General features: G+C 71.4%; 14 protein-coding genes and 2 pseudogenes. 4 read left to right on the forward strand and 12 right to left on the reverse strand.

What is annotated here, in order from left to right; translation table 11 throughout:
* Positions 1 to 3 precede the first annotated feature (3 nt).
* Together lepA and ACRAWB_RS06635 are read right to left on the reverse strand one after the other, a co-directional pair.
* A complete protein-coding gene (lepA, locus tag ACRAWB_RS06630; RefSeq protein ID WP_431352591.1) occupies positions 4 to 1854 on the reverse strand; it encodes a translation elongation factor 4 in 1851 nt (616 codons plus the stop codon).
* Between the two features lie 69 nt (positions 1855 to 1923).
* Positions 1924 to 3144 (reverse strand): amidohydrolase, encoded by a 1221-nt coding sequence (locus tag ACRAWB_RS06635; RefSeq protein ID WP_431352592.1) that lies wholly within the window; start codon positions 3142 to 3144, stop codon positions 1924 to 1926.
* A gap of 88 nt (positions 3145 to 3232) precedes the next feature.
* Between ACRAWB_RS06635 and ACRAWB_RS06640 the strand changes: the two genes are divergently transcribed.
* The 3 genes from ACRAWB_RS06640 (at position 3233) to rpsT (ending at position 4522) form a co-directional block, all read left to right on the forward strand.
* Positions 3233 to 3709: an NAD(P)H-binding protein gene (locus ACRAWB_RS06640; protein WP_431352593.1), complete on the forward strand. Its 477-nt coding sequence runs from the start codon at positions 3233 to 3235 to the stop codon at positions 3707 to 3709.
* Positions 3628 to 4110, forward strand: coding sequence for an NAD-dependent epimerase/dehydratase family protein (locus tag ACRAWB_RS06645; protein ID WP_431352594.1), 483 nt, complete (start codon positions 3628 to 3630; stop codon positions 4108 to 4110). Before ACRAWB_RS06640 ends, ACRAWB_RS06645 begins: the two co-directional genes overlap by 82 nt.
* 151 nt (positions 4111 to 4261) lie before the next feature.
* On the forward strand, positions 4262 to 4522 hold the full coding sequence (rpsT, locus tag ACRAWB_RS06650; RefSeq protein ID WP_064109082.1) for a 30S ribosomal protein S20: 261 nt from the start codon (positions 4262 to 4264) through the stop codon (positions 4520 to 4522).
* A 110-nt stretch (positions 4523 to 4632) separates the two neighbouring features.
* Here rpsT and holA read toward each other — a convergent pair whose 3' ends face one another.
* From holA to pabB, 6 genes and pseudogenes are all read right to left on the reverse strand, one after another.
* On the reverse strand, positions 4633 to 5673 hold the full coding sequence (holA, locus tag ACRAWB_RS06655; protein ID WP_431352595.1) for a DNA polymerase III subunit delta: 1041 nt from the start codon (positions 5671 to 5673) through the stop codon (positions 4633 to 4635).
* A 308-nt stretch (positions 5674 to 5981) separates the two neighbouring features.
* Positions 5982 to 8258 (reverse strand): annotated as a pseudogene (locus tag ACRAWB_RS06660) (ComEC/Rec2 family competence protein); the annotation flags it as partial.
* Entirely contained in the window at positions 8258 to 8914 is a 657-nt protein-coding gene (locus tag ACRAWB_RS06665) for a helix-hairpin-helix domain-containing protein (RefSeq protein WP_431352596.1), read from the reverse strand. The gene ACRAWB_RS06665 and the pseudogene ACRAWB_RS06660, both read right to left, overlap by 1 nt.
* 104 nt (positions 8915 to 9018) lie before the next feature.
* Positions 9019 to 9876 carry a PHP domain-containing protein gene (locus ACRAWB_RS06670; protein WP_431352597.1) on the reverse strand — a complete coding sequence of 286 codons (858 nt, stop codon included), beginning with the start codon at positions 9874 to 9876 and terminating at the stop codon, positions 9019 to 9021.
* A 60-nt stretch (positions 9877 to 9936) separates the two neighbouring features.
* Positions 9937 to 12521, reverse strand: a pseudogene (gene leuS / locus ACRAWB_RS06675) (leucine--tRNA ligase).
* A 138-nt stretch (positions 12522 to 12659) separates the two neighbouring features.
* Positions 12660 to 14123 carry an aminodeoxychorismate synthase component I gene (gene pabB, locus ACRAWB_RS06680; RefSeq protein WP_431352598.1) on the reverse strand — a complete coding sequence of 488 codons (1464 nt, stop codon included), beginning with the start codon at positions 14121 to 14123 and terminating at the stop codon, positions 12660 to 12662.
* A 256-nt stretch (positions 14124 to 14379) separates the two neighbouring features.
* Between pabB and ACRAWB_RS06685 the strand changes: the two genes are divergently transcribed.
* Positions 14380 to 14937 carry an aminotransferase class IV gene (locus tag ACRAWB_RS06685; protein WP_431352599.1) on the forward strand — a complete coding sequence of 186 codons (558 nt, stop codon included), beginning with the start codon at positions 14380 to 14382 and terminating at the stop codon, positions 14935 to 14937.
* Positions 14938 to 15603: 666 nt separating this feature from the next.
* Here ACRAWB_RS06685 and ACRAWB_RS06690 read toward each other — a convergent pair.
* Genes ACRAWB_RS06690 through cydB form a run of 4 tightly spaced genes read right to left on the reverse strand, consistent with a single transcriptional unit; the run spans position 15604 to position 20290 of the window.
* The gene (locus ACRAWB_RS06690) at positions 15604 to 17439 is read right to left on the reverse strand and encodes an amino acid ABC transporter ATP-binding/permease protein (RefSeq protein ID WP_431352723.1); all 1836 of its coding nucleotides are present in this window, start codon (positions 17437 to 17439) and stop codon (positions 15604 to 15606) included.
* A gap of 19 nt (positions 17440 to 17458) precedes the next feature.
* Positions 17459 to 19087, reverse strand: coding sequence for a thiol reductant ABC exporter subunit CydD (gene cydD / locus ACRAWB_RS06695; protein WP_431352600.1), 1629 nt, complete (start codon positions 19085 to 19087; stop codon positions 17459 to 17461).
* 5 nt (positions 19088 to 19092) lie between these two features.
* Positions 19093 to 19260, reverse strand: a complete 168-nt coding sequence (locus tag ACRAWB_RS06700) for a hypothetical protein (RefSeq protein ID WP_431352601.1) — start codon at positions 19258 to 19260, stop codon at positions 19093 to 19095.
* 1 nt (position 19261) lies between these two features.
* Positions 19262 to 20290, reverse strand: a complete 1029-nt coding sequence (cydB, locus tag ACRAWB_RS06705; protein WP_431352602.1) for a cytochrome d ubiquinol oxidase subunit II — start codon at positions 20288 to 20290, stop codon at positions 19262 to 19264.
* Positions 20291 to 20299: the final 9 nt, after the last annotated feature.

The following is a 20299-nucleotide window of genomic DNA, read 5'->3' on the forward strand; positions in this document are numbered from 1 at the left end:
CCGCTACTTCTTGTCCTTCTTCTCCGTGTCGCCGGAGAGCGCAGCGATGAACGCCTCCTGGGGGACCTCGACGCGGCCGACCATCTTCATGCGCTTCTTGCCCTCTTTCTGCTTCTCGAGGAGCTTGCGCTTACGCGTGATGTCGCCGCCGTAGCACTTCGCGAGGACGTCCTTGCGCATCGCGCGGATGTTCTCGCGCGCGATGATGCGGGCGCCGATGGCGGCCTGGATGGGGACCTCGAACTGCTGCCGAGGGATGAGCTCCCGCAGGCGGGAGGCCATCATCGTGCCGTAGGCGTAGGCCTTGTCCCGGTGGACGATCGCGCTGAACGCATCCACCGTCTCCCCCTGCAGGAGGATGTCGACCTTCACGAGGTCGGACTCCTGCTCGCCGAAGGGCTCGTAGTCGAGGGAGGCGTAGCCGGCGGTCTTCGACTTCAGCTGGTCGAAGAAGTCGAAGACGATCTCGCCGAGCGGCATCGTGTAGCGGATCTCGACGCGGTCCTCGCCGAGGTATTCCATGCCGAGCAGCGAGCCGCGGCGGCTCTGGCAGAGCTCCATGATGACGCCGACGTAGTCCTTGGGGGCGAGGATGGCCGCCTTGACGATCGGCTCCTCCACCTTGTCGATCTTGCCGCCCGGGAACTCGCTCGGGTTGGTGACCGTGACGGTCTTCTTGTCCTCGGTCGTCACCTCGTAGATCACGCTCGGCGCGGTCGTGATGAGGTCGAGGCCGAACTCGCGGGACAGGCGCTCGGTGATGATCTCGAGGTGCAGGAGCCCGAGGAAGCCGCAGCGGAAGCCGAAGCCGAGCGCGACCGATGTCTCGGGCTCGTAGACGAGCGCCGCGTCGGAGAGCTTCAGCTTGTCCAGCGCCTCGCGCAGCTCCGGGTAGTCGCTGCCGTCGATCGGATACAGGCCGGAGAACACCATCGGCTTGGGCTCGGTGTAACCGGGCAGCGCCTCGGTGGCCGGCTTCGCGGCGGAGGTGATCGTGTCACCGACCTTCGACTGACGGACGTCCTTCACGCCGGTGATCAGGTAGCCCACCTCGCCGACGCCGAGACCCTTCGACGGGGTGGGCTCGGGCGACGAGACGCCGATCTCGAGGATTTCGTGCGTCGCGCGCGTAGACATCATCTGGATGCGCTCGCGCGGCTGCAGCTTGCCGTCGACCATGCGGACGTAGGTGACGACACCGCGGTAGCTGTCATAGACGGAGTCGAAGATCATCGCGCGGGCGGGCGCGTCGGCCACGCCGACCGGCGCGGGGATCTCGGCGACCACCCGGTCGAGCAGCGCCTCGACGCCCATGCCGGTCTTGCCGGAGACGCGCAGGACGTCCTCCGGCTTGCCGCCGATGAGGCTGGCGAGCTCTTCCGCGTACTTGTCCGGGTCGGCCGCCGGCAGGTCGATCTTGTTCAGCACCGGGATGATCGTCAGATCGTTCTCGAGGGCGAGGTAGAGGTTGGCGAGGGTCTGCGCCTCGATGCCCTGGGCCGCGTCCACGAGGAGGATCGCGCCCTCGCACGCGGCGAGCGACCGGGACACCTCGTACGTGAAGTCGACGTGGCCGGGAGTGTCGATCATGTTCAGCGCGTACGTGTCACCGTCGACCGACCACGGCATCCGGACGGCCTGGCTCTTGATGGTGATGCCGCGCTCGCGCTCGATGTCCATGCGGTCGAGGTACTGCGCGCGCATGTCCCGGTCGGAGACCACGCCGGTGATCTGCAGCATGCGGTCGGCCAGCGTCGACTTGCCGTGGTCGATGTGCGCGATGATGCAGAAGTTGCGCAGGGAGGCCGGGTCGGTCGCGGCGGGCTCGAGGGCCTGAAGAGCTCGTGGTGACATCGTCCGGCCATTCTCCCATGAACCCCGGCCCCCGGACGCACGCGCGGTGACGCGTGCGCCCGGAGGCGCTCAGGCGAAGCGCTCGGCGCGCTCCACGACGTGCCCCTGGCCGTCTTCGAAGCGGTAGACCTCGGCGCCCTGGATGAAGACCCGCTCCGCGCGAGAGTTGACGTCGAGCGGATCGCCCGACCAGACCACCACGTCCCCATCGAGACCGGCGGTCAGCGAGCCGACCCGGTCGTCGAGCCGCAGGAATGCCGCCGGGTTGACCGTCAGCGCCTCCAGGGCGGTCTCGCGCGGCAGGCCGTCCTTGACCGCGAGGGCTGCCTGGTAGATCAGGAAGTTGATCGGCACCACCGGGTGGTCGGTCGTGATCGCCACCCGCACGCCGGCCTTGGCGAGCGTCGCCAGGTTGGCGATCGCCCGGTCGCGCAGCTCGACCTTGGACCGCGAGGTGAACATCGGGCCGAAGATGACCGGGATGTCGCGCTCGGCGAGGACGTCGGCGATCTTGTGCGCCTCGGTGCCGTGGTTCACGACGAGCCGGTAGCCGAACTCGTCGGCCAGGCGCAGTGCCGTGGCGATGTCGTCGTGGCGGTGAGTGTGCTGGTCCCAGGCCAGCTCGCCGTCGAGGACGCGCACCAGCGTCTCCTTGGAGAGGTCGCGGTCGAACGGCTTGCCCTCGGCCGCTGCGTTGTCGCGCGCCGCCCGGTAGTTCTGAGCCGCGACGAACGCCTCGCGGATGATCATCGCCACGCCGAGACGCGTGCTCGGCGTCTGGTTCTTGCCGCCGTAGACCCGCTTCGGGTTCTCTCCGAGGGCGGACTTCACGCTCACGGCCTCGTGGATGACCTGCTCGTCGATGATGCGGCCGCCCCAGGTCTTGATGGCGACCGTCTGGCCGCCGATCGGATTGCCGGACCCGGGCTTGACCACCACCGAGGTCACGCCTCCGGAGAGCGCGTCGCGGAAGCCCTCGTCGTCGATGTTGATCGCGTCGATCGCTCGGACCGCCGCGGTGTTCGGGGTCGTCATCTCGTTCGTGTCGTCGCCCGCGGGGCCGTTCGCCTCCTCATGGATGCCGACATGGCCGTGCGACTCGATGAAGCCGGGCAGCACCCACTTGCCGGCCGCATCCACGACCTCCACGCCCTCCGGCAACCTCACCTCGTCGGCCGTGCCGACCGCTTCGATGACGCCGTCCCTGACCAGGACGACGCCGTTCTCGATGGGCTCCGCGGAGACCGGGACGACATAACCGTTGACGATGGCGATGCTGGTGGAAGTCATGGATCGAGCCTACGCGCGGCGCAACCCGCGTCAGCGGCGAAGACCAAATCTGGGGAATGTGGGATCTCCACAGGCGTTGTGGACAGCTATGACCATCCTTCTCACCGGTGCAACCGGCTTCATCGGATCCTCTGTCCTCCCCCGCCTCCTCGACGAAGGCCACTCCGTCATCGCGCTCGTGCGCGACGCCGAGAAGGCCGCCGCAGTCGAGGCGGTCGGCGCCACCGCGTTGATCGGTGACGCGACCGATGCGGCCCTCGTCGAGCGGGCTGCGCGCGAGAGCGACGGCGTCATCCACCTGGCGTCGGCCAAGGACGTGGACGCGGTGCTGGTCCCGGCGGTGCTGGCCGGACTGGCCGGAACGGGCAAGCCGTTCGTCCACACCGGCGGCATCTGGACGTACGGCTCCAACGACGACATCGCCGAGGACTCCCCGTCGCTCCGCCGGCTCTCACCGCCTGGCGCGGTGCCGCCGAGGCGCTGGTGCGCGAGGCCGAGGGCGTGCGCGGCACGGTCGTCGTCCCGTCGATCGTGTACGGATACGGCAAGGGTCTCGCGAACGTGATCGTGGACGCGCCCCGCGGATCCGGAGTTCCCGCCCTGCGCCTGATCGGCGACGGCTCGCAGCACTGGGCGACCGTCCACGTCGACGACCTGGCGGCGCTGTACGTGCTCGCGCTCGAGCATGGCGCGGCCGGTGCGACGTACATCGGCGCCGGCGGTCAGAACCCGACCGTGCGCGAACTGGGCGAGGCCGCGGCCCAGGCGGCGGGCCTCGCCGGCGGTGTCGCCGGTGAGTCGGTGGAGGAATCGCGGTCGCGGCTCGGCGAACAGCTCGCGGACGCGCTGCTGCTCGACCAGCAGGCGCGCGGCACGAAGGCGCGGATCGACCTCGGCTGGGAGCCGAACGGCCCGTCGCTGCTGGAGGAGCTGCTGGTCGGGAGCTACGCGCCCGCCCGCGTCTGACCGGGCGCTCGCGGGTTTTGGCAGGAGACGTAGGGCGCTGGTAGAGTTGTTTGTTGGCTTGCGTGTGGATGTGTCCGCACGAAACGCCGCAAGGCGCCCTCTCCGCTGAGCGGCACATCCCTAACTCACTCAGAAACGAAAGTGACCACTCGTGGCAAACATCAAGTCGCAGATCAAGCGCAACCGCACGAACAAGAAGGCGCAGGAGCGCAACAAGGCCGTCAAGAGCGAGCTCAAGACCGCCATCCGCGCCACCCGTGAGGCCGTCGTGGCGGGCGACAAGGAGAAGGCGACCGCGGCGCTGCGTCTCGCCGCGAAGAAGATCGACAAGGCGGCCAGCAAGGGCGTCATCCACAAGAACCAGGCGGCGAACCGCAAGTCTGCGATCGCCAAGCAGGTCGCCGCGCTCTAAGCGACGACCGACCGCGGGACCTGTCCCGCGCCGCTAGCGAGCCCCCGCTCAGGACCACGGTCCGGGCGGGGGCTCGCTGCATGTGCGGGAGGTGCCGGGTGGGACGCGACTCAGTCGCGTCCGCGGGCGCTCACGATGCGGATCATCCGCTCGAGCGCGAAGACCGGGTCGCGGCCTCCGCCCTTGACGTTCGCGTCGGTCTCGGCGAGGAGTTCGATGCAGCGGCCGAGGCCGTCTTCCGTCCAGCCCTGGAGGTCGCGGCGGGCGCGGTCGACCTGCCACGGCGCCAGGCCGAACTGCTGTGCGAGCTGGCCGGAGCCGCCGCGCGAGCCTGAGATCTTCGCCATCGTGCGGATCTTGCTGGCGAAAGCGGCCACCATCGGAACCGGATCGGCGCCGGACGCGAGCGCGTGCCGCATGGTCACCAGCGCCTCCCCGTGTCGCCCCGCGATCGCGGCATCCGCGACCTGGAACGCGTTCGTCTCGACGCGGCCGCCGTAGTACTTGTCGACGGTCGCCTCGGTGATCTGCTCGGCGGAGTCGGACAGCAGCTGCTGGCAGGCGGCCGCGAGCTCGGCGAGGTCGTCCGAAAAGGCGGAGGTGATCGCACGGAGCGCGCCCGGGGTGACCTTGCGGCCCGCCGCGGCGAACTCGGCCTGCGCGAAGTCGTACTTCTCGGCGTCCTTCTTGAGCTCGGCGCACACGACCTCGATGCCGCCACCCGTGCCCGAACGGATCGCGTCAAGCAGCTTCTTGCCACGCACCCCTCCCCCGTGGCGGAGGGTGACGACTGTGCCATCGGCGGGGGCGTTGAGGTAGTCGAGCATGTCGGCGAGGAACGCGTCGTTGCACTTCTCCACGGCTTCGACGCGGATCAGCCGTGGCTCGCCGAACAGGGAGGGGCTCGCGACGGTGAGGAGTTCGCCCGGCGCGTAGTCGCCGGCGTGGAGGTCGCTGATCTCGAGGCTGGGGTCGTCGGCCTTGAGGGCATCGCGCAGCGTGCGGACCGCACGGTCGGCGAGAAACCCCTCCGACCCGGTGACCAGCACGACCGGAGCCGCGCGCACCTGGTTCCACGGGAGCTGCGGGATCGCGCTGACGGCGGCGCGTGCCTTGGTCGCTCCGCCTCTGCTGCCGCCTCGGGTCGCCACGTGTCTCCTCGCTGGTTCGCGGTCAGGGCTCGTCCCAGCGCCGCCCCTCCAGGATACGGGCGACCACCGTCAGTCGCGGCCGAGCCGTGTTCGCTCCAGACCCGGACGCCCGACGATCCCGATCCCGCCGAGACCAAGAGCATCCCGCGTTCGTCCGTACGCACCGGGACAGTGCCAGCGGCGGACAGCATGCGAAGAGCCGACGCCGTCGGGTGCCCGTAACCGTTGCGCGCGCCCACGGAGATGAGGCCGACTCGGGCCTGGAGCGCGCGGTAGAGCGCGGGACTCTGGTCGGCGGAGCCGTGGTGGGCGACTTTCACCACGTCGACCGGGCGGACGGTGCGCGTGGCGAGCAACGCATCCTGGGCCTCTTCACCCAGATCGCCGAGGAAGATCGAGCGGACGCCGCCGCCCTCCGCCTCCAAGGTGATGCTGCCGGGGTTGCCGATGCCTGCGTCCGTCGGCACGGAAGGACCAGGAGCAGGAGGCCAGACCAGCCGCCACGTCGTCGAACCGAGACGCCCGCTCATGCCCGCGTGGCCCTGCTCCACGGGAACGCGGTGCTCGGCGAGCACGGCGAGGGTGTGCAGGTCCGCGTCCCGGTCGGGCGCCTGTGTGATCGCCCGCCGGACGCGCGGCACCACCCCGGCGATCCCGCCGACGTGGTCGGCGTCGAAGTGCGTCAGCACCAGCAGCTCGATCGTGCTCACGCCGAGCCGGTCGAGGCAGGCGGCGGCCGGCTCGGGATGACGACCGACGTCGATCATCGCCACCGCGTCGCCGTCGCGCAGGAGCACACCGTCACCCTGCCCCACGTCGCACGCGGCGATCCGCCAGTCACCGGGGATGGCCAGGGCGCGTCCGACTGTGCCACCGCCGAGGACGGCGACGTAAGCGACTCCCCCGGTGCCCAGCGCGAGCGCCGCCACGACAGCGACCGTCCGCGGCGCGCCGCGCATCACGACCAGGACCACGGCGACCAGCACGACCGCGCACAGCCCGACCCCGACGATGCCCGGAGCCCACGGCAGCGCTCCGCCCGGCAGCCCGCTCGCGAGGGTGGCCACCTGGGCGATCCAGGCGGAGGGGACCCAGGCGAGTCGCACGAGCAGGTCGCCGAGGCCGGGAGCCCACGGCAGAACCGCGCAGGCCAGGCAGCCGAGCACCGTCGCCACCGGGGCGGCCGGCTCGGCCAGCAGGTTCGCCGGGATCCCCCACAGCGGCAGGGACGGCGTCAGCAGGATCAGGACCGGCTGGCACGCCAGCTGGGCGGCTGTCGGTACGGCGATCGCGATGGCGAGCGAGCGCGGCATCCACCGACGGAGGATGACGCTGAGCGGACCGGCGAGGACGAGCAGACCCGCCGTCGCGAGGATCGACAGCGCGAACCCGTAGTCGCGGGCGAGCCACGGGTCGTGCACCAGAAGGACGACGGCGGCGAGCGACAGCGCGGGGACACCGTCGGCCGGACGGCCGCGTGCGAGCGCCAGCAGCAGCACGCCGGCCATCGCGGCCGCCCGGATGACGCTCGGCCCAGGGCCGACGAGACCCACGAAGGCAAGGAGTGCGAACGCGGCGAGGCCGATCCGGAGCCGGCGTCCTGCTCCCACCGCGCGCGCCAAGAGGAAGACGAGGCCGATGACGAGCGCGCAGTTCGCGCCGGAGACGGCGGTGAGGTGGCTCAGCGAGGACGCCTTCATCGCTTCGTCGAGGTCGGGCGGGAGCGATGTCTCGTCCCCGATCGCGAGGCCAGGGAGGAGGGCACCGCCGCCTCCCGGTGTTCGGGAGGCGGACTCGGCGAACGCCGTCCGGACTGTCGCCGCCCACGCCAGCCAGGGCGGCGGCTCCCGCTCGACAGCCGGCGATTCCCCGCTCGGAGCGCGCACGGTGTAGGTGGTCGCTTCACCGGGTTCGTTGCGGACCAGCGTGCCGTGAGCGCGGACTTCTGCGCCGTTCGCGAGCCGGCGTGCGTCGTTCACCGCGGCGTCGAACTGAAGGGTGACCGGCACGCTCGTCGGGGAGTAGATGGTGGTGCCGCGCGCCGACCATCTCGGCTCGTCGCCGAAGCCAGAGGAGATGCGCTGCGGTGTCCGATCGATGCGGACCAGCAGCTCGACGGAGTCCCGGTCGCGCGCGGCGGTCGCGAGCGTGGCGCTGTCCCGGCCCGGGCTCTGCGCCGCGACGACTGCAGCCCCGAGGGCTGTCGCGGCGAGGACGGTGGCGGCCGCGGCGAAGCGGCCGCGACGGGGCCGGGGGGTCGCGGCGGCGGGGCCCGCAGCATGCACAGCGGACGGCCCGCGACGGAACCTTACGGCGGCACGTGCCGTCGCGGGGACAGCGGAGGTGGACCGGGACACGGGAGGCACGCGGCCTGTCGTGGGCTCATCAGACCCGGCAGGCACGACTCTCGCAAGGCGCACATCGGAGCGGCCCCGCCGACGCGGGACGGCCGCAATCCCGAGCAGGAGCAGCGCTCCCCCAGCGGCCGCCACCGCAGTCCACCCAGCCGCGGACGGCACCCCGATGAGCACTGCGCAGGTGATCCACAGCCCGATCGCGGGCAGCGCGAGGCGGAGGTCCGGCATCAGACGGCCACCCGGTCTTTGAGCCCGTCGAACAGCTTCTGGCCGATCCCCGAGACCTTCAGGAGGTCCGTCACCGCGGTGAAGCGGCCGTTGGCCTGCCGCCAGTCCAGGATGCGCTGGGCGAGCGCCGGTCCGATGCGCGGCAGAGTCTCGAGGTCGGCCTGCGCCGCGGTGTTGAGGTTGACCACGCCTCCTACGGCGCCCGCACCTCCCGCGCCGCCTGCTGCAGCCGCGGGCGGCGGCGCTTCACCCACGCGCAGGACGACGAGCTGTTCACCATCGGCGACGGGGCGCGCGAGGTTGACGGCAGAAGGATCGGCGTCATCGGTCAGCCCGCCGGCCGCCGCAACGGCGTCGAGCACGCGCGACCCGGCGGCGAGCGATGCGATGCCCGGCTTCCGCACAGCCCCCGTGACGTGCACCAGCAGCTGGCCGCCGGTATCCACCGCAGCTGGAGACGGGAGGAGGGACGAACCGGAGGCCGTCGGCTCCACAACAGGGACCTCACTACCGCCCTGCGCGGCAGCCGACACGAGCACGCCGACGACTGCCACCAGGATGACCAGCACCACCGCAGCGCCGATGCTGACCTGGACGCGCGCCGAACGCCCCTCCGGGGCTTCGGCGTCGGAAGTGTGTTCGGCTCGGTGTCGCATCCCTCCACGCTAGGAAGACGCAACTCAGACCACGTCAGCCTGCGGGAATCTGTGGAGAGACGACGAAACCGCGGAGCTGTGCACAACAGCTCAACCCAGCTCCGTCAACCCCTACGCACCCACAGCTCCCCCGGAGTCGCCCCCGCACGGAATCCGAACGACTCCGCAAGAATCACCGCTTCCGGGAAGTTGCTCGCAATCGCATCCGGCGTGTGCGCATCACTCGCGAAGCTGATGGTGCGCCCTCCCTCCTCCGCCCACCACTGGACGACCCACGACCAGAGGCGCCTCGTGTTCAGCTCGAGCGCGCGTCCGCTCTCGGCGATGGCACGCATCCCACTGCGGATGCCCTCCTCGAACTCCCGAGGGTCGAAGGGTCCGACCGAGTCCGCCGGCCAATGACGCAGCGCGTAGTCGATATGCGTGAAGACGTCGAACGCATCCGACCCCGCCACCATGACCGGGATCTCCGCCAGGTACGCCTCCATCACCGCGGCGGGTGGATGCTCCTTCAGCAGCCTGCTCGGTTCGGCGCGTCCGCCTCCCATGTCGAGCGTGTGCAGCGACCCGTTGACGCGGTCGAAGCGGCCGAGGTCGACGAGCGCCCGGGCCTCGGCCTCGAAGAGATGGGGTTGGCCGAACTCGACACCCGTGAAGATTTCCAGCGACGGAAACTCGTGCCGCATCCGGTCGATCGCGTCGAAGTAGCCGTCCACGTCCAGAGGGTCGAAGACCATCGAACCGTCGGGCTGCACATAGTGGCGCTGGTGCGGCATCAGATCGTCCGGTTCGGCGCGCCAGGTGCCGGGGATGTCCAGGTGTTCCGTGAAGAAGAGCGCGGGGAGGCCGATGCGGACGGCCTGCTCGCACGTCGCCCGCATCCGTCCGACGGCCTCCGAGTGTGGACCACCGGTGTCCCACGACCACTCGCTGTGAACGTGGCTGTCAGCGGGCAGGGTCATGCGGCCGATGCTAACCCCCGGCCTCCTGCCTGCGCGTTCGCGCCCGGCAGGAGACCCGGATCAGCCCCGCGGCTTCGTCGCGATGTTCACCAGTCGCGGCGCGCGCACGATCACGTTCACGACCTCGCGGTCGCCCACCGAACGGATGACGGCCTCCGACTGGCGCGCCAGCGACTCCAGCTCGTCGGACGGGATCTTCGGCGAGACCTCCAGGCGGTCGCGCACCTTGCCATCGACCTGGACGATCGCGGTCACCGACTCCTCGATCAGGAGGGTCGGGTCGGGCTTGCGCCACTGCGCCAGCGCCACCGACGGCTCGTAGCCCAGCTTCGCCCACATGTCCTCCGCCGTGTACGGCGAGAACAGGTTCAGCGCCATGGCGACGACCTCGGCGGCCTCGCGGACGGCGGCATCGGCGGGGCCGGCACCGGAGTCGATCGTCTTGCGGGTGGCGTTGACCAGCTCCATCAGACGGGCGACGACGACGTTGAACTTGAACGACTCCACCAGGCCCGGCGCGTCGGCCAGGAGGCGGTGCGTGACGCGGCGCAGGGCCGCATCCCCGTCTTCCAGACCACGTCGGGAGCGCTCGTCACGTCGTCCGCGATGCGCCAGGCGCGCGCCAGGAACTTCGCGGAGCCGGACGGCGACACGTCGGCCCAGTCGATGTCGTCCTCCGGGGGGCCGGCGAACGCCATGGTCAGGCGCACCGCATCCACACCGTGCTCGTCCAGCTGCTCGGACAGCTTGACCAGGTTGCCGCGCGACTTCGACATCGCGGAGCCGTCCATCAGCACCAGGCCCTGGTTCAGCAGCGCCGTGAACGGCTCCGTGAACGAGATGTAACCCAAGTCGAACAGCACCTTGGTGATGAAGCGCGCGTACAGCAGGTGCAGGATGGCGTGGGTCACGCCGCCGACGTACTGGTCGACCGGAGCCCACTTCTCCGCCTCGCGCGGGTCGAACGCCTGCGTGGCGTCGTTCGGGTTCAGGAAGCGCAGGAAGTACCAGGAGCTGTCGACGAACGTGTCCATCGTGTCCGTGTCGCGCTTCGCCGGGCCGCCGCAGTTCGGGCACGAGACGTTGACCCAGTCGGTCGCCGCGCCCAGCGGGCTGGTGCCCTTCGGCTGCAGGTCCAGGCCCTCGGCCGGCGGCAGCAGCACCGGCAGGTCGGCCTCGGGGACCGGCACCTCGCCGCACTCCTCGCAGTGGATGATCGGGATGGGCGTGCCCCAGTACCGCTGCCGGGAGATCAGCCAGTCGCGCAGGCGGAAGTTCTTCGCCGGGGCGCCCAGGTGCGACGCCTGCAGGGCCTCGGTGACGCGACGGATCGCGTTCGACTTGCTCAGCCCGTCGAACGGCCCGGAGTTGATCAGCCGGCCCTCGCCGGTCAGCGCGACGCCCGTCTCGGACGGGTTGGACAGCTCGACGTCGTCCGGCAGGATCGGCTCGCCGGTCTCGGGATCCGTGTGGATCACCGGGATGGCGCCGGTCACCGGCTGCGTGGTGTCCACCACGACGCGCACCGGCAGGTCGAACGCGCGGGCGAAGTCCAGGTCGCGCTGGTCGTGCGCGGGCACGGCCATGATCGCGCCGTGACCGTAGTCGCTCAGCACGTAGTCGGCTGCCCAGATCGGCAGCTTCTCACCGGTCAGCGGGTTGATCGCGTGCCGCTCCAGGAAGACGCCGGTCTTCTCGCGCTCGGTGCTCAGGCGGTCCATCTCGGTGGTGCCGCGGACGACGTCCAGGTAGTCGTCGAACCGCTTCTTGACCTCGGGACGCGCATCCCTCACCAGCTCGGCGGCCAGGTCGGAGTCGGGCGCGACGACCATGAAGGTGACGCCGTACAGCGTGTCCGGACGGGTCGTGTAGACCGTGACCGGCTCGTCGCGTCCCTCGATCTGGAACGTGACGTCGGCACCGGTCGAGCGCCCGATCCAGTTGCGCTGCATCGAGATGACCTTGGACGGCCAGGCGCCCTCCAGCTGGTTCAGGTCATCCAGCAGGCGGTCCGCGTAGTCGGTGATGCGGAAGTACCACTGGGTCAGCTTCTTCTTGGTGACCAGGTGGTCGCAGCGCTCGCAGCGGCCGTTGACGACCTGCTCGTTCGCCAGCACCGTCTGGTCGAAGGGACACCAGTTGACCTGGCTCGCCTTGCGGTAGGCCAGGCCCTTCTCGTACAGCTTCAGGAACAGCCACTGGTTCCAGCGGTAGTAGCCCGGGTCGCTCGTCTGCAGCACGCGATCCCAGTCGAAGCTGGGCGCGTAGCGGCGCATCGACGCCTTCTGCTGCGCGATGTTGTCGTTGGTCCACCCGGCCGGGTCCAGGCCGCGCTTGATCGCCGCGTTCTCGGCGGGCAGGCCGAAGGAGTCCCAGCCGATCGGGTGCAGCACGTTGAAGCCCTGCTGACGCCAGTAGCGGGCGATGACGTCGCCCAGCGCGTACGCCTCGGCGTGACCCATGTGCAGGTCCCCGGACGGGTACGGGAACATGTCGAGGATGTACTTGCGCGGCCGCTTGTCGGCGGGGTCGTCGGTCGCGAACGGGCGCAGCTCCTCCCACACCGGGAGCCACTTCTCCTGGATGGTCGCGAAGTCGTACTGCCCGCGCTCGGGCTGCGTCTGCTCGTCGTGCTGGTCTGCCACGTGACTCTCAATCTCGTTTCCGTCGTGCCTGCGCCTGCTGCGGGAGGGCACGGAAGAGGTCCGGGCGACAGGGCCCGGGTCTCCAGAGTACTAAACGTCGGACGCGTCCAGACCGTTCCCAGCGCGCTCCCGGTTCGCCTACGGCGTGATTCCGGCCGCCGCGAGCACCGCCGCGGCCTTCACGCGGACCTCCTCCAGCTCCTCCTCCGGCACCGAGAGCGCGGTGATCCCGCCACCCGCCCCGATCGTGGCGACGCCGTCCGAGAAGTGGATGCTGCGGATCACCATGGCGAGGTCGGCGCTGCCGTCGACGCCGAGATAGCCGAAGCAGCCCGCGAACGCGCCGCGCGGGCCGCCCTCCAGCCCGTTCAGGATGCGCATGGCGCTGAGCTTCGGCGCACCGGTCATGGATCCGGCCGGGAAGCACGCGGCCACCGCGTCCACGGCGCCGAGGCCCGGGCGGAGCGTCCCCTCGACCGTGGAGACGAGCTGGTGCACCTGGGCGTAGCTCTCGACGGCGAGCAGGTGGCTGACCTCGACGGAACCAGTCACGCAGACGCGCCCGAGGTCGTTGCGCATGAGGTCGACGATCATGACGTTCTCGGCGCGCTCCTTCTCGCTGGCCTCCAGCTCGGCGCGCAGCTCCACGTCGGCGGCGACGGTCGCGCCACGCGGGCGGGTGCCCTTGATCGGGCGGGTGCGGATTCGGCGGCCGTCGATCCGCAGGAACTCCTCCGGCGAGGAGCTGACCAGGACGTCGCCGCCGATCCGGAGGAACCCCGCGTAGGGCGCGGGGCTGGCCCGACGCAGGCGGAGGTGGACGGCGAGTGGGTCGGCGTCTGTGCGTGCCTGGGCGCGGTTGGTGAGGCACAGCTGGTAGGCGTCGCCGGCGCGGATGGCGTCCTGGCAGGCGGCGATGAGGGCGAGGTAGGCGGGGGCGTCGTGGCGCCAGGCTGCGGGGATGGTGGGGATGGGACGCGAGGCCTCGTGGGCTTCTGCTGCACCGGTGGCGGTAAGGAGGCGGGAGGCGGTGGTGCGGATCCAGGCGCGGGCGTCCGGGGCGTCGAGGGCGACGATGTCGACCGTGCGGGTGCTGTGGTCGAAGGCGATCAGGCGGTCCACCAAGAGGAGGGCTGCGTCCGGGGTCCGGTTCGCGGCGTTGGGGGCTGCGACCGGCGCGCCGGCAACGGTCGCGCCGGCCTCGTACCCGAGCCTGCCCCACCAGCCGAGCGGGTATCCATTGGTGTCGGGATGCGGGCGCTCGCGGAGGTCGTCGCGCAGGGCGTGGAGGATCCCGCCCGACCGGGTCTCGCCGCCGAGCGGGTAGCCGGTGGCATCGGTGTGCGCGCGCTCGGCGAGGTCGTCGCGCAGGGCGTCGAGGATGCCGCCCGGCCGGGTCTCGCCGCCGATCGTGACAGTGCCGTCCTGGACAGACGCCGTCGCGGTGAGCTGCCCGGTGCCGATGAACGAGCGCCCGGTCACCGCGTCCGGACCGCTGTCGAGCCAGACCGCATCCACGCCGTCGCCGCCGAAGAGGGTCGCGAAGGCATCCGCGGGATCGACCCAGGCGTCGAGCCGGTGAACACGGAGCGGGTGGGCCACCGCACTAGCCTAGGCGAGTGGATGCACGCAGCGCCGGTCCCGTGAACACCCTCGCCGACTGGGCGGAGGGCGCGCTCCGCGTGCGCGACGACTGCGAGGTCGTCGAGACAGAGTTGCTGGGGGCGGACTCGTTCCTCGTCCGGCATGGCCGCGTCCTGGCGCTCGGGTTGCACCGCGCGCGCTTCATGGAGACGGTGCGCGAGCAGGGTATGCGGGCGACGACCTGTCGGCGTTCTGGGATGCCGCGATCGCGTCTGTGCCCGCGGATGGTGCGTGGTTCCCCCGGTTCGAGCTCGTGCGGGCGCGGGAGGCGCTGCGGCTGCGGTTCCGGCTGCGGCCGGCGCCGGCGCTGACGGAGTCGCTGGTCGTGGCGACCGCCGACGGGGATCCGCGGCGGGTGCCGCACCTCAAGGGTCCGGACATCGACCGGCTGAGCGCGCTGCGGCAGCGCGCGCAGCGGGTGGGGGCTCAGGAGGCGGTCATCCTCGACGGCGGGCACGTGTCCGATGGCGCGACCTCGGCGCTGCTGTGGTGGCGGAACGGGACGCTATTCGCGCCGCCGTTCTCGCTCCCCCGCGTCGACAGCGTCGCCGCGCGGACCGTGCGCGGCATCGCGGCGGCGGTCGGCGTGCCGGTCGAGGAGGAGACGGTGCGTCCGTCCGAGCTGGACGGCGCAGTGCTGTGGGCGGTCAACGCGCTGCACGGGATCCGGGCGGTCACGTCGTGGGTCGACGGCCCGGCGCTGGCGCTGGACCCGGCGCGCACGGACGCGTGGCGCGCCCGCTTCGCGGCGCTCGCGCGGCCGCTGCCGTGACGCGCGCATCCATGGGTCGCAACACGCCGCTACGCGCGTCCGGAAACGGCGTGTTGCGACCCATGGATGATGCAAGCGCCGGTCACGGCCGCCGCCGCGGCGGAGGTCGACGCCGGCACGCGCTCTAGTGGTCGCAACACGCCGTTAGGAGACGAGCCACAACGGCGTGTTGCGACAAGTAGAGCGCTTCGCGGCGCTCGCCCGTCCGCTGCCCTGACGCGCATCCACGGGACGCAACACGCCGCTAAGCGCGTGCCATAACGGCGTGTTGCAACCCATGGATGACGCAAGCGCCGGTCTCAGCCGCCGCGGCGGCGGTCGACGCCGGCACGCGATCTAGTGGTCGCAACACGCCGTTAAGCGGCGAACCATAACGGCGTGTTGCGACAAGTAGATGAACGGCGAGTGGTCAGCAGGCCCACCGAGGGTGCTGCCGTGCGTCCCGCCGCCCGCGGCACGCGATCTAGTGGTCGCAACACGCCGTTAAGCGGCGAGCCATAACGGCGTGTTGGGAGCGGTAGATGAACGGACAGGCTGTCAGGCGCCGCCCAGGATGTTGGTGAGCGTGTCGCCGCCCACGGCACGCGATCTGGTGGGCCTAACACGCCGTTTTGCGACGGGGCGTAGCGGCGTGTTGGGACGAGTAGGTGCGCGGTAGGGGCCGAGTCAGTGGACCAGCGCACCGGCCTCGAGGCGGAGGGTGCGGTCGACGAGGTCGGGCGGGACGTCGGCGTGCGAGATGAGGAGGACGGTGCGGCCGTCCTCGGCGGCGGTCGTGAGCACGTCGCGGATGATCGCGTCGGCGGCCGCGGCGTCGACGTTGGCGGTCGGCTCGTCGACCACGAGTACCGGGAAGTCGGCGAGGAGGGCACGCGCGAGCGCGATCCGCTGCGCCTGACCGCCCGAGACCAGCGCGCCGCGCTCGCCCACGGCAGCTCCCAGCCCGCCGCGTTCGACCACCCACTCGCGCAGGCCGACGCGCTCGAGCGCGGCCAGCAGCTCGTCGTCGGTCGCGGTGTCCCGGGCGAACAGGAGGTTCTGCCGAACGTCGGCGTCGAAGAGGTGTGGACGCTGCTCGACCAGTCCGACGACGCGGCGGACGTCGTCCTGCCGGACGCGGTCCGCGTCGGCACCTCCGAGCCGGTAGACGCCGGTGTGGGCGATCAGCCGCGTCAGCACGTGCGCCAGCGCGGTCTTGCCTGCGCCGGTCGGCCCGGTGAGCAGGACGCGTTCGCCCGGACGGAGGCGCAGCGCAACGTCGCGCAGCACCGGGACGTCCGCGTCCGGCCAGTGGGCCGACATTCCGTCGAGCACGACCTCCGGCGCGACAGCCCGCACGGTGCCCGGCTTCCCTGTACCGAGCCCATCCGCCGGGATGCCGCCGTGCACGGCCTCCGGCGCGACGGCCGCTCCAGCCAGCGGCCGCGCATCGGGCGCATCCGCCGGGATGCCGCCGCACGTAACCTCCGGCGCGACCGCCCCTCCGTCCAGCGGCAGCGCATCCGCCGCATCCACCGGGATGCCGTCCGGCAGCACCGCGGGCGCGGCCGACGCGATCCGCTCGGCGCTGGCGCGCACGCTCCGCCACGCGCCGAAGGCGAGCGGCACCGTCCCGAACACCTCGAACACCGCGATCGGGAGTAGCGCGATCACCGCGAGTCCCGGCGCGGACAGTCCGCCGCCGCTCAGCGCCGGCACGCCGGCGGCCAGCGCCCACACCGTGGCGCCGCCGGCGAGCAGCGAGACCGCCCCCGCCGTCACGCCGAGTCCGATGGCCCGGGAACGCGCGGCGGCGGTCAGGCGTTCGCTCGCCTCGCGCACCCGCTGCTCCCCCGCCTCCAGCGCGCCGAAGGCGGTCAGCACATCGAGATTCGCGACGAGGTCGTGGAGCGCGTCGTTGAGCGCCGCGCGCAGTGGCGCGATCCGTCGCTCGGCGGTCCCGGCCGCCCAGCGGTTCAGCAGCACGCCGCCCACGAACGCGATGGCCAACATGACCAGCAGCCCGAACCCCGCGGCCGGCAGCACCAGAAACGCGACCACGACACTACCCGCGACCACGATCCCTGCCGTGACCAGCGGCTGGATGACGCGGAGCGCGAGGTTCTGGAGTTCGTCCACGTCGTCCGCGAGCCGCGTGAGCAGGTCGCCCGAGCGGATTCCGCGGAGGCCGTCCGGCGCCAGGGGCTCCAGCCGGGCGTAGAGGCGCGAACGCACGGTCCCGAGCTGACGGAACGCGGCGTCGTGGCCCGCCAGCCGCTCCAGGTACCGGAAGAACGCTCGCCCGAGCGCGAACGCCCGCACGCCGACCACCGCCATCGACAGGTACATCATCGCCGGCTGCTCGGACGCCCGCGTGATGAGCCACGCCGACACCCCCAGCAGCGCAACGGCGCTCGCGCCGCTCAGCACGCCGAACGCGATCGCCGTCCACAGGCGTCCCGCGGGCGGGATCGCCAGGCGCAGGATGCGGCGGACCTCCACCGGGTCCGTACCGGCCGCCATCGACTCCGACACACGCACGTCAGACACGCGACACCTCCGCGTCCCTCGCCGCCGGACCCGCCAGTAGTCCATCCGCGCGTTGCGACCCCGCAGCGGCCTCCGTCGACAGCACCGCATCCGCGGACACAGCCCCCGCACCCGCCTCCATCGTCAGCACGACGTCCGCCGCCTTGGAGACGGCCCCCGCACCCACCTCCATCGTCAGCACCACATCCGCCGCCTCCGCCACCGCATCCCGATGGCTCACCACCAGCACCGCCACCCCGTCCCGTGCGATCCCGCGCAGCGACTCCAGCAGTCGCGCCTCGGTCGCCGCGTCGAGCGCCGACGTCGGCTCGTCCAGGATGAGGACCGGGCACCCGCGCGACCGCAGCCGGTACAGCGCCCGCGCCACCGCGACCCGCTGCGCCTGGCCGCCCGAGAGTCCCGCCCCGCCCGCGTCCACGGGAGTCGCGGGGTCCAGTTCGCCGGCCGCCGCCTCCCGCAGAGCGGCAGCGACACGAGCCGCAGACGGCGACGGGTCGCCCAGCGCGACGTTCGACGCGATCGTCCCGGCCATGAGTCCGCTGCGCTGCCCGGCCCACGCGATCCCCGAACGCCGAGCGGCCGCATCCGCCCGCCCATCCACCAGGATTCGTCCCTCGTAGGGCACGAAACCGAGCGCGGCCGCCACCAGGCTCGACTTGCCGCTCCCGCTCGGCGCCCGCAGCACGGCCAGCGTCCCCGGCGCCACGACGGCGCCGAACGCGCCGACGACCTCCCGCCCGTCGTAGCCGACGGAGACCCCGTCGAAAACCAGCCCCCGCGACCCGTCCGACGCGACAGCAGCAGGCGACGCAGCCGCAACCGCAGCCGCGCCAGCCGCACCCTCCGCCTCCTCGATGATCGCGAACGCGTTCGCGGCCGCCTCGATCCCCTCCGTCGCCGCGTGATACGCCGCCCCGACGTTCCGCAGCGGCAGGAACGCCTCCGGCGCGAGCAGCAGCACGAACAGCCCGACCGAGAGGTCCAGTGACCCGCCGAGCAGCCGCAGTCCGATGGTGACGGCGATCACCGCGACCGACAGGCTCGCCGCGAGCTCGAGCACGAACCCGGAGAGGAACGACATGCGCAGCACCTTCATCGTGTGCACGCGGTACTGCTCGCTCACCTCGCGGATGCGCGCCTCCTGCCGGTGCTGCCGCCCGAACAGCTTCAGCGTCGAGAGGCCCGCCACCACATCCAGGAACGCGCTCGACAGCCGCGACAGCGCGGCCCACTGACGCTGCTGCGCGGCCTGCGTCGCCCAGCCGACGAGCACCATGAACAGCGGGATGAGCGGGAGCGTCACCACGAGGATGATGCCGCTGGTGAGATCCCGCCAGCCGATCACCAGCACGAGCAGCGGCATGGCGACCGCCGTCGCGATCAGCTGCGGCAGGTACTTCGCGAAGTAGCCGTCCAGCGCCTCCATCCCGCGCCCCGCGACGAGGGTGACCGAGGCCGTGCTGCGGCGGGAGACCCATCCCGGCCCGAGCCGCCCGATGGACGCGACCAGCCGCTCCCGCAGCTGCCCCACCACGCGCGCGCCCCCGCGCGACGCCACCGCCTCCACCGCCCAGAACAGCACAGCGCGTACCGCGACGACCCCACAGAGGAGCGCGAGCACACCGCTCAGGGACGACAGCGGCTCCCCGCGATCGCCCGCACCACCACGTCCGTCACGAGCCACGCGAACGCGATGACGGTCGCCGTCTGCAGCAGCGCGAGGAGGGCGCCGGCAGCGAGCGTGCCGCGCGTCGCGGACGCGTAGCGGAGGAGGCGGGGGTCGAGCGGGCGCATGTCAGGCCGTCACCGACTCCGGGGCGCCCTCGGCCTCCTGCGGGATGTGCGCCCGCGTCACCCGCTTGCGGAAGATCCAGTACGTGAACCCCTGGTACACGAGGATGAGCGGCAGGAAGATCGCCGCGACCCACGTCATGATCGTCAGGGTCGTCTGCGAGCTCGACGCGTTGGCGATCGTCAGGCTGTTCTCCGGGTTCGGCGAGGAGGGCATGACGTCCGGGAACAGCGCCGCGAACAGGGACACCACGGCCAGCGCGATCGTCACCGCCATGAAGCCGAACGCCCAGCCCTCGACGCCGCGCAGGTTGGCGATCCAGGAGGCGACGAGGGCGACCGCGGCGAGGATCGCGAGCGCGAGGAACACCGGCGAGAAGTGCGCGACGGCCGTCCAGCCGAGGAAGACGGCGGCCACGACGATCGCGGCCAGTCCCGACCAGATCGCCAACCGGCGCGCGCGGAGCCGCAGGTCGCCGTCGGTCTTGAGGGACACGAAGACGACTCCGTGAGTGAAGAACAGCAGCAGCATAGTGAGGCCGCCGAGCAGCGCGTAGCCGTTCAGCAGGTCGAACAGCGTGCCGGTGTAGTCGTGATTCGCGTCGAGCGCCACGCCCTGCACGATGTTCGAGAACGCGACACCCCAAAGGAACGCCGGGATCGCCGACCCGACGACGATCAACCCGTCGAACCACTTCTTCCAGCGCGCGCTCGCCCGCTGGTGGCGGTACTCGAACGACACGCCGCGGACGATGAGAGCGAGCAGGATGAGCAGCAGGGCCAGGTAGAACCCGCTGAACAGCGTCGCGTACCACTCGGGGAACGCCGCGAAGAGCGCGGCCCCGCCGACGATCACCCACGTCTCGTTGAGATCCCAGATCGGGCCGATGGTGTTGATCATCACGCGCCGGTCGGTGTCGTCGCGGCCGAGGAACGGCAGGGCCATCCCGACGCCGAAGTCGAAGCCGTCGAGCACGAAGTAGCCGACGAAGAAGAAGGCGACGATGCCGAACCAGAGAACTGCGAGATCCATTGCCTGCTC

The sequence above is a fragment of the Leifsonia poae genome (genome assembly GCF_050632865.1).
Taxonomy (GTDB): Bacteria; Actinomycetota; Actinomycetes; order Actinomycetales; family Microbacteriaceae; genus Leifsonia; species Leifsonia poae_B.

Excerpts from the sequence above, each read along its gene's own strand:
- lepA (WP_431352591.1), bottom strand. The coding sequence starts at position 1,854 with ATGTCACCACGAGCTCTTCAGGCCCTCGAGCCCGCCGCGACCGACCCG.
- ACRAWB_RS06635 (WP_431352592.1), bottom strand. The coding sequence starts at position 3,144 with ATGACTTCCACCAGCATCGCCATCGTCAACGGTTATGTCGTCCCGGTC.
- ACRAWB_RS06640 (WP_431352593.1), top strand. The coding sequence starts at position 3,233 with ATGACCATCCTTCTCACCGGTGCAACCGGCTTCATCGGATCCTCTGTC.
- ACRAWB_RS06665 (WP_431352596.1), bottom strand. The coding sequence starts at position 8,914 with ATGCGACACCGAGCCGAACACACTTCCGACGCCGAAGCCCCGGAGGGG.
- ACRAWB_RS06670 (WP_431352597.1), bottom strand. The coding sequence starts at position 9,876 with ATGACCCTGCCCGCTGACAGCCACGTTCACAGCGAGTGGTCGTGGGAC.
- ACRAWB_RS06690 (WP_431352723.1), bottom strand. The coding sequence starts at position 17,439 with ATGGCGGCCGGTACGGACCCGGTGGAGGTCCGCCGCATCCTGCGCCTG.
- ACRAWB_RS06700 (WP_431352601.1), bottom strand. The coding sequence starts at position 19,260 with ATGCGCCCGCTCGACCCCCGCCTCCTCCGCTACGCGTCCGCGACGCGC.
- cydB (WP_431352602.1), bottom strand. The coding sequence starts at position 20,290 with ATGGATCTCGCAGTTCTCTGGTTCGGCATCGTCGCCTTCTTCTTCGTC.